10 protein-coding genes and 2 pseudogenes are annotated in these 12,261 nt (G+C 66.4%); all 12 read right to left on the minus strand.

Annotated features, from left to right (window positions below):
* Positions 1-3 precede the first annotated feature (3 nt).
* Entirely contained in the window at positions 4-711 is a 708-nt protein-coding gene (gene narI / locus DL544_RS11910) for a respiratory nitrate reductase subunit gamma (RefSeq protein ID WP_005416840.1), read from the minus strand.
* Positions 708-1,387: pseudogene (gene narJ / locus DL544_RS11915) on the minus strand (nitrate reductase molybdenum cofactor assembly chaperone). Before narJ ends, narI begins: the two are co-directional and overlap by 4 nt.
* Entirely contained in the window at positions 1,387-2,931 is a 1,545-nt protein-coding gene (gene narH, locus DL544_RS11920; RefSeq protein ID WP_065177652.1) for a nitrate reductase subunit beta, read from the minus strand. The pseudogene narJ and the gene narH overlap by 1 nt, the downstream one beginning before the upstream one ends.
* Positions 2,931-6,673, minus strand: a pseudogene (locus DL544_RS11925) (nitrate reductase subunit alpha). The gene narH and the pseudogene DL544_RS11925 overlap by 1 nt, the downstream one beginning before the upstream one ends.
* A 72-nt stretch (positions 6,674-6,745) precedes the next feature.
* Positions 6,746-7,168, minus strand: coding sequence for an MFS transporter (locus tag DL544_RS22240; RefSeq protein WP_306287066.1), 423 nt, complete (start codon positions 7,166-7,168; stop codon positions 6,746-6,748).
* 20 nt (positions 7,169-7,188) lie between these two features.
* A complete protein-coding gene (locus DL544_RS11930) occupies positions 7,189-8,163 on the minus strand; it encodes an MFS transporter (protein WP_306287067.1) in 975 nt (324 codons plus the stop codon).
* A gap of 144 nt (positions 8,164-8,307) precedes the next feature.
* The gene (locus DL544_RS11935) at positions 8,308-8,673 is read right to left on the minus strand and encodes a hypothetical protein (protein ID WP_053499740.1); all 366 of its coding nucleotides are present in this window, start codon (positions 8,671-8,673) and stop codon (positions 8,308-8,310) included.
* Complete coding sequence (gene mobA / locus DL544_RS11940) at positions 8,670-9,212, minus strand: molybdenum cofactor guanylyltransferase (protein WP_065185687.1); 543 nt, start codon at positions 9,210-9,212, stop codon at positions 8,670-8,672. The genes DL544_RS11935 and mobA overlap by 4 nt, the downstream gene beginning before the upstream one ends.
* 36 nt (positions 9,213-9,248) lie before the next feature.
* A complete protein-coding gene (locus DL544_RS11945; RefSeq protein ID WP_005416853.1) occupies positions 9,249-9,749 on the minus strand; it encodes a molybdenum cofactor biosynthesis protein MoaE in 501 nt (166 codons plus the stop codon).
* Between the two features lie 3 nt (positions 9,750-9,752).
* Positions 9,753-10,013 carry a MoaD/ThiS family protein gene (locus DL544_RS11950; protein WP_065177647.1) on the minus strand — a complete coding sequence of 87 codons (261 nt, stop codon included), beginning with the start codon at positions 10,011-10,013 and terminating at the stop codon, positions 9,753-9,755.
* Entirely contained in the window at positions 10,013-11,266 is a 1,254-nt protein-coding gene (locus DL544_RS11955; RefSeq protein ID WP_139727200.1) for a molybdopterin molybdotransferase MoeA, read from the minus strand. Before DL544_RS11955 ends, DL544_RS11950 begins: the two co-directional genes overlap by 1 nt.
* Positions 11,263-12,261, minus strand: a complete 999-nt coding sequence (moaCB, locus tag DL544_RS11960) for a bifunctional molybdenum cofactor biosynthesis protein MoaC/MoaB (RefSeq protein WP_139727203.1) — start codon at positions 12,259-12,261, stop codon at positions 11,263-11,265. The genes DL544_RS11955 and moaCB overlap by 4 nt, the downstream gene beginning before the upstream one ends.

A 12,261-nucleotide genomic window follows, 5' to 3' on the forward strand; every position in this document is an offset into this window, starting at 1 on the left:
GGTTTACTCCCGCGGCCCATAGCGCAGCGTGGCCTGACGGCGGCGCACCACCTGGTAGGGCCGCCACAGGTAACTGATCGGAATGCTCCATACGTGCACCAGGCGGGTGAACGGCGCGATCAGGAACAGGGTCAGGCCCAGGAAGATATGCATCTTGTAGACCCAGCTGACGCCCTCGATGTAATCAGCGGCACCGGCACGGAAGGTCACGATGTGCTGCGCCCACTCGGCCAGCTGCACCATCACCCCACCGTCCAGGTGACCGGACGAGACGCGGATGCTGTACAGGCCCAGGCACAGCTGCGCGAACAGCAGCACCAGCACCAGGGTGTCACCGAAGCTGCCGGTAGCCCGAACACGCGCATTGAACAGGCGGCGTACCAGCAGGATGCTGATGCCGATGAAGCACAGTGCGCCGAACACACCACCGACCACCATCGCCAGCATCTGCTTCTGCGAGGAGGTGATGAAGTGCTCGTACACCGCGTGCGGCGTCAGCAGCCCGACCAGGTGGCCGCCGAGGATGGCCAGGATACCGATGTGGAAGCAGTTGCTGCCGAGCCGCATGCCCTTGTCCGACAGCATCTGACTGGAGCCGGTGCGCCAGGTGTACATGGCCTTGTCATAGCGGGCCCAGCTGCCGATCAGCAGCACTGCCACGGCGATGTACGGGTAGTACTGGAAGGCGAATTGATGCAGGGAGTAACTCATGGCTGGACCTCACGATGCGAAGGACGGGCCGGCGAACGCACGGGCGGCTTGCAGTCTTCGGCAGGGGCTTCGGCGCCGAAGCGCACCGCCTCCTCCTCCCACAAGCGGTCCATGGCCTCGGCGGTATCGTCGCGGACTTCCTCGCTGGCACGCTGGCGCAGCGCCTGCAGATCGGCCTTGCCGTCACCGGCTTCGACCAGGATCTCGAACAGCACCCGGTGCGGCAGCTCACGCTCGGCGGCACGCGCGGCCAGCATGCCGGCGATATGGCCGATGTGGTGCAGCCACTCGCGGGCCTCGCTACCGGGGCGGTGGGCCAGGAACTCCAGCAGCAACGGCAGGTAATCCGGCAGCTCGCGGGCATCCAGTTCGAAGCCGTTGCGGCGGTAGGTTTCGACCAGATCGACCATGGCCTGGCCGCGGTCGCGCGACTCGCCATGGATGTGTTCGAAAAGCAACAGGCTCATCGAACGGCCGCGGTCGAAACTGGCCAGCCACGCCGCCTGTGCATCCAGCGCATCGGTGGCCAGCAGCTGCTGCACGAAGCTGCGCAGCTGCTGGCGGCGGGCGGGTTCAGCGCCGGGTCGTCACAGGCGGCGAGCAGCTCCTCGCCGTGCTCCCACAGTTCCTCGCGGGGGTAGTCCAGCAACACCCCGACCAGCTTGAGCACGCTCATCACACCACCTCCTTGCGGCGCTGGTTCGGGCCTTTGTCCACCACGAAGGTGGTGGTCTTGCGCTGCCCGAACAGGTCCGCCGGGCTGTCACCATTGCAGCCGTTTCCGAAGCTGAAGCCGCAGCCGCCGCGCTCACCGAAGGCGTCGTTGGCGTACTCGCGGTGGCCGGTCGGAATCACGAAACGGTCCTCGTAGTTGGCAATGGCCAGATAGCGGTACATCTCTTCCACCTGGGCGATGCTCAGCCCGGTCTGTTCCAGCACGGCGGTGTCTTCCACGCCGTCCACGTTCTTGGCCCGGCGCCAGGCACGCATCGCCATCAGCCGCTCCAGCGCGCGTACCACCGGCGCCTCGTCACCGGCCGTCAGCAGGTTGGCCAAATAGCGCATCGGGATGCGCAGCGACGCCACGTCCGGCAGCTCGCCGCTCATGCCCACGCGGCCACGCTCGGCGGCGGACTGGATCGGCGACAGCGGCGGCACATACCAGACCATCGGCAGCGTGCGGTATTCCGGGTGCAGCGGCAGCGCCAGCTTCCAGTCGATCGCCAGCTTGTACACCGGCGACTGCTTGGCCGCATCCAGCCAGCTGTCCGGGATGCCTTCCTTGCGCGCGGCGGCGATCACTGCCGGATCGTTCGGGTCCAGGAAGATGTCCAGGTGGGCCTGGTACAGGTCCTTCTCGGCGGCTACCGAAGCGGCCTCGGCGATGCGGTCGGCGTCGTACAGCATCACGCCCAGGTAGCGGATGCGGCCCACGCAGGTTTCCGAGCACACGGTTGGCTCACCCATCTCGATGCGCGGGTAGCAGAAGATGCACTTCTCCGACTTGCCGCTCTTCCAGTTGTAGTAGATCTTCTTGTACGGGCACGCCGACACGCACATGCGCCAGCCGCGGCACTTGTCCTGGTCGATCAGCACGATGCCGTCTTCCTCGCGCTTGTAGATCGCGCCCGAGGGGCACGCCGAGACGCACGCCGGGTTCAGGCAGTGCTCGCACAGGCGCGGCAGGTACATCATGAAGGTCTTTTCGAAGGCGCCGTAGATCTCCTTCTGCACCTGGTCGAAGTTGTAGTCGCGTGAGCGCTTGCTGAACTCCGAACCGAGGATCTCCTCCCAGTTCGGGCCCCACTCGATCTTCTGCATGCGCTCGCCACTGATCAGCGAACGCGGGCGTGCGGTGGGCTGGTGCTGGCTGTCCTTGGCGGTGTGCAGGTTCTGGTAGTCGAAATCGAACGGCTCGTAGTAGTCGTCGATCTGCGGCAGGTCCGGGTTGGCGAAGATCTTGGCCAGCATGCGCCAGCGGCCACCTGCGCGTGGCACCAGCTTGCCGGCGCGGCTGCGCACCCAGCCGCCGTTCCACTTGTCCTGGTTCTCCCATTCCTTCGGGTAGCCGATGCCCGGCTTGGTTTCCACGTTGTTGAACCAGGCGTACTCGACGCCCTCGCGCGAGGTCCAGACGTTCTTGCAGGTGATCGAGCAGGTATGGCAGCCGATGCACTTGTCCAGGTTCAGCACCATCGCGATCTGTGCACGGACCTTCATCACACCACCTCCTTTACAGCTGCAGGTACTGCCTCATCGTCCAGCCAATCGATCTTGTCCATCTTTCGCACGATCACGAACTCGTCGCGGTTGGTTCCGCAGGTGCCGTAGTAGTTGAAGCCATAGGCCAGCTGCGCGTAGCCGCCGATCATGTGAGTCGGCTTGAGCACGATGCGGGTCACCGAGTTGTGGATGCCGCCGCGGGTGCCGGAAATCTCCGAGCCCGGCACGTTGATGATGCGTTCCTGCGCGTGGTACATCATCGCCATGCCCGGCATCACGCGCTGGCTGACCACCGCACGCGCGGCGATCGCACCGTTGACGTTGAACAGCTCGATCCAGTCGTTGTCGACGATGCCGGCACTGCGCGCGTCGTCCTCGCTGATCCACACGATCGGACCACCGCGCGACAGCGTCTGCATGATCAGGTTGTCGCTGTAGGTGCTGTGGATGCCCCACTTCTGGTGCGGGGTGATCCAGTTCAGCACGATCTCCTTGTTGCCGTTCGGGCGCTGGTTCAGCAGCGGCTCCACCGTGCGCGTGTTGACGGGCGGGCGATAGCTCATGAAGGCCTCGCCGAAGTCGATCATCCATTCGTGGTCCTGGTAGAACTGCTGGCGACCGGTCACCGTGCGCCACGGAATCAGCTCGTGCACGTTGGTATAGCCGGCGTTGTAGCTGACGTTGTCGTCTTCCAGTCCCGACCAGATCGGCGAAGAGATGATCTTGCGCGGCTGCGCCTGGATGTCACGGAAGCGGATCGCCTCGTGCTCCTTGCCCACCGCCAGATGCGTATGCTCGCGACCGGTGAAGGCGCCCAGCGATTCCCAGGCCTTCACCGCCACGTGGCCGTTGGTTTCCGGCGCCAGGTGCAGGATTACTTCGGCCGCGTCGATCGCGGTCGAGATGGCCGGGCGCCCCTGGCTTATGCCTTCTTCGTGCACGGTGTGGTTCAACTTGCCGAGGAACTCGACCTCGTGCTTCGTGTCCCAGCTCATGCCCTTGCCGCCGTTGCCCTGCTTGTCCAGCAGTGGGCCGAGCGAGGTGAACTTGCGGTACAGGTTCGGGTAGTCACGCTCCACCACCGTCATCGACGGCATGGTCTGGCCCGGAATGGCCTCGCACTCGCCCTTCTTCCAGTCGGCTACGCCGAACGGCATGCCCAGCTCGTTGGGGTGTCGTGCAGGGTCGGCACCAGCACCAGGTCCCTCTCCACGCCCAGCACGCCCGGCGCCATCTCGCTCACGGTGCGGGCCACCTCCTTGAAGATGTCCCAGTCGCTGCGCGATTCCCACGCAGGGTCCACCGCCTTGGACAGCGGGTGGATGAACGGGTGCATGTCCGAGGTGTTGAGGTCGTCCTTCTCGTACCAGGTTGCCGTCGGCAGCACGATGTCCGAGTACAGCGCGGTGGTGCACATGCGGAAGTCGAGCGTGACCAGCAGGTCCAGCTTGCCTTCCGGCGCCTCGTCGCGCCACTTCACCTCCTGCGGCTTCACTGCGCCCATTTCGCCCAGGTCCTTGCCCTGCAGCCCGTGGCGCGTACCCAGCAGGTGCCGCAGCATGTACTCGTGGCCCTTGCCCGAGGAACCGAGCAGGTTCGAGCGCCAGATGAACATCATGCGCGGGTGGTTCTGACTGGCGTCCGGGTCGGCGAAGGCGAAGTCCAGCGAGCCATCCTTGAACTTGCCCAGCGCGTAGTCCGCCGGGGCCACGCCGGCCGCTTCGGCCTCGCGCACCAGCTGCAGCGGGTTGCGGTCCAGCTGCGGGGTGCTCGGCAGCCAGCCCATGCGCACCGCGCGCAGGTTCAGGTCAGCCAGGCTGCCGCTGTACTTGCGGGCATCGGCCAGCGGCGACAGCAGCTCGTCCACCTGCAGCTTCTCGTAACGCCACTGCCCGGTGTTGAAATAGAAGAACGAGGTGCCGTTCATGTGGCGCGGCGGCTTGCTCCAGTCCAGGCCGAACGCGAGCGGCTGCCAGCCGGTCTGCGGGCGCAGCTTCTCCTGGCCCACGTAATGCGCCCAGCCGCCGCCGGTCTGGCCCACGCAACCACACATGATCAGCATGTTGATCAGGCCGCGGTAGTTCATGTCGTTGTGGAACCAGTGGTTCATGCCCGCGCCGACGATGATCATCGAGCGGCCGTGGGTCTTGTCGGCGGTACGCGCGAACTCGCGGGCGATCTCGATCACCTCGGCGCGCGACACGCCGGTGATGCGCTCCTGCCACGCCGGCGTGCCCGGCACCCTGTCATCGAAGCTCGATGCCACGTTGCCGCCGCCAAAGCCACGGTCCACGCCGTACTGGGCCAGCAGCAGATCGTAGACCGTGGCCACCAGCGTCTCGCCGCCGTCGACCGTGGCCAGGCGGCGCACCGGAATGTTGCGGTCCAGTACGTCTTCGGCCGGTGCGGCGGTCCAGCCGTCGCTTTCAATGCCACCGAAGTACGGGAAGCTCACCGCCTCGATGCCGTCATTGGCGTCGGACAAGCTCAGGCGCAGGCGCGTGTCGGCGCCATTGCTGGCCTTCTCTTCGATGTTCCAGCGGCCCTTTTCACCCCAGCGGAAACCGATCGAGCCATTGGGCACCACGATCTGGCCGCTGTTCTCGTCGTAGGCCAGGGTCTTCCAGTCCGGGTTGTTGGCTTCACCCAGCCCGCCCAGCTCACTGGCGCGCAGGAAGCGGCCCGCCACCAGGCGGCCATCGTCGCGGCGCTCCAGGCGCACCAGCATCGGCATGTCCGAGTACTGGCGGCAGTAGTCCTGGAAATACTGCGAGGGCGAATCGACATGGAACTCACGCAGGATCACATGGCCGAACGCAAACGCCAGCGCAGCGTCGGTGCCCTGCTTGGGGTGCAGCCAGTGGTCGGTCAGCTTGGCCAGCTCGGAATAGTCCGGGCAGATCGCCACCGTCTTGGTGCCGTTGTAGCGCGCTTCGGTGAAGAAGTGCGCATCGGGCGTACGCGTCTGAGGCACGTTCGAGCCCCAGGCGATGATGTAGCGGCTGTTGTACCAGTCGGCCGATTCGGGCACGTCGGTCTGCTCGCCCCAGATCTGCGGCGAGGCCGGCGGCAGATCGCAGTACCAGTCGTAGAACGACAGGCAGGCGCCGCCCAGCAGCGACAGGTAACGCGCGCCGGCGGCGTAGGACACCATCGACATCGCCGGAATCGGCGAGAAGCCGACCACGCGGTCCGGGCCGTACTGCTTCACCGTGTACAGATTGGAAGCGGCGATGATCTCGTTGGCCTCTTCCCACTGCAGGCGCACGAAGCCGCCCATGCCGCGGCGGGTCTTGTACGAACGCGCCTTCTCCTTGTCTTCAACAATGCTGGCCCAGGCATCGACCGGGGCCTTGCTCCTGCGCGCTTCGCGCCACAGGCGCAGCAGCGTGCCGCGGATCAGCGGGTACTTCAGCCGGTTGGCGCTGTACAGGTACCAGGAGTAGCTGGCGCCACGCGGGCAGCCACGCGGTTCATGGTTGGGCAGGTCCGGACGCGTGCGCGGGTAATCGGTCTGCTGGGTTTCCCAGGTGACCAGGCCGTTCTTGACGTAGATCTTCCAGCTGCAGGAGCCGGTGCAGTTCACCCCATGGGTGGACCGCACGATCTTGTCGTACTGCCAGCGGGCGCGGTAACTGTTTTCCCAGTCGCGGCCCTCGCTCTTGGCACATCCATGGCCATCGGCAAAGGTCTGGGGGTCACGCTTGAAGAACTGCAAGCGATCGAGGAAATAACTCATCGGGGATCTCCCTTTGCGGACATCGGCATCGTGGCTGTGTGTGTCATCTGGCTGCGGTGCGTTTTCATGTCGTCAGCAGGGTGTCTCGGCACCGCGCCGGTAGTACCACCACCAGGTCACGGCCAGGCAGGTGACATAGAAAACAACGAATCCGTACAGCGCCATGTCGGGGCTGCCGGTCAACGTAATGGACGAGCCGTAGCTCTTGGGAATGAAGAAACCGCCGTAGGCGCCGATCGCACCGGAAAAGCCGACCACCGCAGCCGACTCGATGCTGGCCTGGTGCGCGGCGGTAGCCTTGCCCTCGGCGTTGTCGTTGGCCGACCAGCGCTCATGCAGCGTGCGGAAGATCACCGGGATCATGCGGAAGGTCGTGCCGTTGCCGATGCCACTGAGCACGAACAGCGCCATGAAGCTGAGCAGGAAGCCATGGAAGTTGCCGCCCTGGCCATCGCTGGGCAGGAAGTGCAACACACCGAACACCGCGGCGATCATCAGCGCGAACGCCCAGAAGGTCAGGCGTGCGCCACCCAGCGGTCGGCCATGCTGCCACCCACCGAGCGCATCAGTGCGCCCAGCAGCGGGCCGATGAAGGCGTAGGCCAGCGGGTTCACGTCCGGGAACTGGCTCTTCACCAGCATCGGGAAGCCGGCCGAGAAACCGATGTAGGAACCGAAGGTACCGATGTACAACCAGCACATCAGCCAGTTGTGCTTGCGGCGGAAGATCACCGCCTGCTCGGAGAACGACGAGCGGGCGCTGGTCAGGTCGTTCATGCCGAACCAGGCCGCGATGGCGCACAGCGCGATGGCCGGCACCCAGATGAAGCCGGCGTTCTGCAGGAACAGCGGTGCCCCACCCTCCACCGTGGGCTGCGGTGCACCACCCAGCGCACCGAACACGCCTACAGTGATGACCAGCGGGATCACCGCCTGCGCCACCGACACGCCCACATTGCCCAGGCCAGCGTTCAGGCCCAGCGCCAGGCCCTGCTTCTGCTTGGGATAGAAGAAGGAGATGTTGGACATCGACGATGAGAAGTTCGCGCCACCGAAGCCGCACAGGATCGCGATGGCCACGAACACCCAGTACGGCGTGGCCGGGTCCTGCACCGCAAAGCCGAGCCAGAGCGTCGGCGCCAGCAGCGAGGCGGTCGACAGCGCGGTCCAGCGGCGGCCGCCGAAGATCGGGATCACGAACGAATAGAAGATGCGCAGGGTCGCGCCGGACAGGCTGGGCAGCGCCACCAGCCAGAACAGCTGGTCGGTGCTGAAGTTGAAGCCGATCTTCGGCAGGCTGATCGACACCGCCGAGAACAGCACCCAGACCGAGAAGGCCAGCAGCAGCGAGGGGATCGAGATGACCAGGTTGCGGGTGGCAACCCGCTTGCCGGTGCGCTCCCAATAGCCGGGGTCCTCCGGCGTCCAGTCGCTGATGACGCGACCCGGACGGGCAGTGCTGCGGACAACAGGATCGCTACCGACGGTCATACATGGCTCCAAGGCTGTGGAATGACGTGGGTATTGCTTTCAAGTTGTGACCCGTCGTCGTGCAGCCATTAGGCCGTGCGGCAACTACGACGGGGTTGATCTGGATCAATCAGGGGCCGGTTTTCACCCTGCCCCTGACAAATGTCAAACCGATGAAGCGGTATTGCGGCGCGTGACTCCGCGCTGGCGCACGCTGTCGCGCACGTCCACATCGAACTGCAGCTGAAGCCGGCTGCCATCTTCCAGGGCAATGTCGAATGGCAGGCCATCCCGGCACGGCAGCCGCGCCGCCAAGGCCTCAACCGCCGGGCGCGGCAGCACCAGGCGGCAGAAGGTGCCACCATCGAGCAGCACCGGCCGCTCGCCGCCATGCAGCGACACCGCCATGCCCCAGCCCTCGATACCGCCGAAGCGGGTCATGTTCTCGACCGATTCACCGGCCAGCAGGCGCGCCAATTCGGCCTCGTCCAGGCGAAGCCGTACCGATTGGTCCTGCAACTGCACTTTCATGACGCAACATCCTCCCATTGTTCGGGGGTATTGCAGTTGACCAGCCCGGCCTCGTCAACCGGCGCCAGGGCCACGGAATTCACGCCAAGACGGCGCTGCAGGGCCTGCAGCGAGCGCGGGCCGTCCGGGTCATCCAGCATCGATCCAAGTACGTTGCGGCAAGCATCGTCTATATCCACCAGCATGGGCAGGGGGTGGCCCGCAAAGATCGTGCATGGACCGCGATGGCCGTCACGCAATTTCTGTAGCAATCGCGGCGGCAGCAGCGGTGTATCCACCGGCACCACCCAGGCCGGGCCATCGGGCATGCGCATCGCCACGCTGTAGAGCCCGCCCAGCGGCCCGCAACGTGCCAGGCGGTCCGGTATGCCGCCGAACGCCGGGTAATTTCCGCTGACCCAGACCTCGCGTGCGCCAGCCTGCATCAACAGGCCCCGCATGTGTTCCAGCAGCGTGCGCCCCTGCCACGGCAGCAGCGCCTTGTCGCAGCCCATCCGGGTGGACAGGCCACCGGCCAGCACGATGCCGGTGATGCTCATCGCAGTAGAGCCACGCCATGCGTGGCTGCGCCGGCATCAATGTTGATGATCGTGCGCATGGTCATGGGCATGTGCAGGTTCACTGTCCGCGTGGCAGAGGCTGCAGCCCTCGCTCCACGCGCTGTCGCCGTCTTCGTAATGTTCCTGCTTCCAGATCGGGCACTGGTGCTTGACCACCTCGATCAATTGCCGGCAGGCCCGGAATGCCTCGTCACGGTGCGGGCTGCCGGCGGCCACCACCACCGCCACATCGCCGATGCCGAGCCGGCCCTTGGCATGGGCCACATACAGCTTCAGCTTCGGGCCAAACGTCGCCTCGACCTCGGCGGCCAACCGCTTGAACTCGTTCAACACCAGCGGCTCGAACAGGTCGTAGGTGATCCCGGTCACCGGCCGGCCGATGTTGACGTCGCGCACCTTGCCGATGAACACATCGATGCCGCCGAAGCCCGGATCGGAGACCGCCGCGATGCCTTCGGCCGGATCGATCGCCGCCTGCGCGCGGTCCACCACCTTGGCAATGATCGTCTCGCTCATCGCTCAGCCCCCGCTCACCGGCGGCAGGATCGCCACCCGGCCATCGTCGGGCAGCGCCTCGTCGTCGCGCAGCACGCGTTGCTGATCGGCGAATGCCGAGTAATCCAGCAGGCCGGCACGGAAACCCGGCCAACGCAGTGGCAGCAGCTCGCGCAGCGCCTGGCGCAGATCGGCCACGGTGCCACCAGCCACCTCCACCGCGATTTCACGGCTTGCATCCAGATCGGAAAACGCACCGAACAACTGCAGATTCACCTGTCTCATCACGGCTCCTGGCTCGCCAGCTGCACCGGGTCCTGATGACCCCAGCCCTGCACGCGCACTGGCGTGCCGGCAGCGGCCACGCTGCCCTCGCCTTCCAACACCACCCAGGCGTTGGCCTGCAGCATGGACATCAAACGGAATGATTCCTGCCCGGACAGCACGCGCGCACTCAGGCGCCCCTGCGCGTCCACTTCCACCCGCGCCCGCGCGTGGAAGCGCAGGCCCGGCGGCGTGCGCACGTCGGCCTGCAGCGGCAACGTCAGCACCGGCTCCGGTGCCAGCCCCAGCAGGCGGCGCAGCACCGGCTCGACGAAGAAGCGCTGGCCCACGGCCGCCGAGACGGGATTGCCCGGCAGGCCGAAATACAGCGCGCCATTGGGCAGCACCGCAAACAGCAACGGCTTGCCGGGGCGGATCGCCACCTTGTGGAACACGATGCGCGCACCCCGTCCGCGCAGCGCGTCGGGAACGAAATCGTAGCGGCCGGCCGACACCGCGCCGGTGCTGATCAACAGCTGCGCACCCGCAGCCAGCGCTTCATCCAGCACCGCATTGAACGCGGCCACGTCGTCGCCCACCGTGCCCTGCCACACCACCTCGGCACCGGCGGCCTGCAGGCGGCCGACCAGGTATGGCCGGTTGCTGTCACGGATCTGGCCGGATTCCAGCGTCTGCGCCGCCTCGGTCACCAACTCCTTGCCGGTAGCGATCACTGCCGCCTTCGGCCGCGCCACCACCGCCACCTCGCCCACGCCGATCGCATGCAGCAGGGTGCGCGCATTGATATCCAGCACCTGCCCGGCCTGCAGCACACGCTCGCCTTCGCGTACATCCTGGCCGCGCAGGCGCACGTTCTGGCCCGGCTTCACCGTGCCCTTCAGGGCGATGCGGGTCGGGCGCCCCTCCTCGCTGGCGAGGATGTCCACGTTCTCGACCGGCACCACCGTATCCAGCCCCGACGGCATGCGCGCACCGGTCATGATTTCCCAGGCACCCTCGCCGCCTTCGGCGCCGGCATCGCCGGCCGCCTGCCAGCCCTGCACCGCGAATTCGGTACCGGCCTCGAACGTCGCGCCGTTGGCGCGCAGCGCGAAGCCGTCCATTGCCGAATTGTCGAACGGCGGCAACGACTGCCCGCTGTGGATGTCACTGGCCAGGGTACGGCCGCCGGCCTCATGCAGCGGCAGGCGCTCGGCCGGCAGCGGCGTGGCCGCGTCCAGCAGGTGCTGCAAGGCCTCGCTGTAGGGAATCATGCGTGGCCATCCCCCTCGACCATCGCCAGGGCGTGGCCCAGTACCGGCGCCAGGATGTCCAGGCACTGCGCCGCCGCCTTCGGGCTGCCGGGCAATGCAAACACCAGCATGTTGCCCAGCTGCACCACCTCGGCGCGGCTCAGCCAGGCCATCGGCGTGTGCTGTGCACTCAGTGCCCGTACCATCTGCGCCAGGCCATGCACCGGCCGCGCGTTCAAGGAACGCAGCGCCTCCGGGGTCAGGTCACGCGGGCCCAGCCCGGTACCGCCGGTACACAGGCACAGGCGCACGCCCTCGGCGGCCAAGGCCTGCAGGCGGCCCACCAATGGCTCGATGCCATCGGGCAAGACCTCGGCGGCCACTACGTCGCCACCCAGCTTTTTCACGCCGGTCACCAGGGTTGGGCCGGACACATCCTCATAGGTGCCTTCGCTGGCGCGATCACTCAGCGTGATCACCGCGCAGGCCGCGCCCTCCAGGCCCTTCGGCGCACGCGGCTTGAAACGCGTGCGCTCGGCATCGTCCATGCCGTCGGGGTGCAGCCAGACACCGCGCTTGCCACCTTCCTTGAACAGCAGGCGGATGCCTTCGATGCGCAGCGCCGGTTCCACCGGCTTGCTCAGGTCGTACAGGGTCAGCAGCGCCGCGTTGACGCCGGCCAGTGCCTCCATCTCCACGCCGGTGCGCGCCTCGCTGGCGCACTCGCACCACACGCGGATCGCCTGCCGCTCCGGCACCGGTGCGCAGAACACCTGCACCAGTTCCAGCGGCAGCGGATGGCACAGCGGCATCAGCATCGACGCCATCTTGGCGCCCTGCAGGCCGGCAATCTCGGCCATCACCAGCGCATCGCCTTTGGGCAGGCGGCGCTCGACGATCAGCGGATACGCCACTGGACCGGCATGCAACTCGCCCACCGCCACCGCACGGCGGCGGGTGATGCGCTTGTCACGGACATCGGCCATATGGAAGGCCGCATTCAATTCCCCACTCAT

This window comes from Stenotrophomonas sp. pho (assembly GCF_006228405.1).
Taxonomy (GTDB): Bacteria; Pseudomonadota; Gammaproteobacteria; order Xanthomonadales; family Xanthomonadaceae; genus Stenotrophomonas; species Stenotrophomonas sepilia.

What these genes read in the sequence shown, in the direction of transcription:
- DL544_RS11950 (WP_065177647.1), bottom strand. Translation starts at nt 10,013, where the DNA reads ATGAGACAGGTGAATCTGCAGTTGTTCGGTGCGTTTTCCGATCTGGAT.
- narI (WP_005416840.1), bottom strand. Translation starts at nt 711, where the DNA reads ATGAGTTACTCCCTGCATCAATTCGCCTTCCAGTACTACCCGTACATC.
- DL544_RS11945 (WP_005416853.1), bottom strand. Translation starts at nt 9,749, where the DNA reads ATGAGCGAGACGATCATTGCCAAGGTGGTGGACCGCGCGCAGGCGGCG.
- moaCB (WP_139727203.1), bottom strand. Translation starts at nt 12,261, where the DNA reads ATGAGTGGGGAATTGAATGCGGCCTTCCATATGGCCGATGTCCGTGAC.
- DL544_RS11935 (WP_053499740.1), bottom strand. Translation starts at nt 8,673, where the DNA reads ATGAAAGTGCAGTTGCAGGACCAATCGGTACGGCTTCGCCTGGACGAG.
- DL544_RS11955 (WP_139727200.1), bottom strand. Translation starts at nt 11,266, where the DNA reads ATGATTCCCTACAGCGAGGCCTTGCAGCACCTGCTGGACGCGGCCACG.
- DL544_RS11930 (WP_306287067.1), bottom strand. Translation starts at nt 8,163, where the DNA reads ATGACCGTCGGTAGCGATCCTGTTGTCCGCAGCACTGCCCGTCCGGGT.
- narH (WP_065177652.1), bottom strand. Translation starts at nt 2,931, where the DNA reads ATGAAGGTCCGTGCACAGATCGCGATGGTGCTGAACCTGGACAAGTGC.
- mobA (WP_065185687.1), bottom strand. Translation starts at nt 9,212, where the DNA reads ATGAGCATCACCGGCATCGTGCTGGCCGGTGGCCTGTCCACCCGGATG.
- DL544_RS22240 (WP_306287066.1), bottom strand. Translation starts at nt 7,168, where the DNA reads ATGATCGCCGCGGTGTTCGGTGTGTTGCACTTCCTGCCCAGCGATGGC.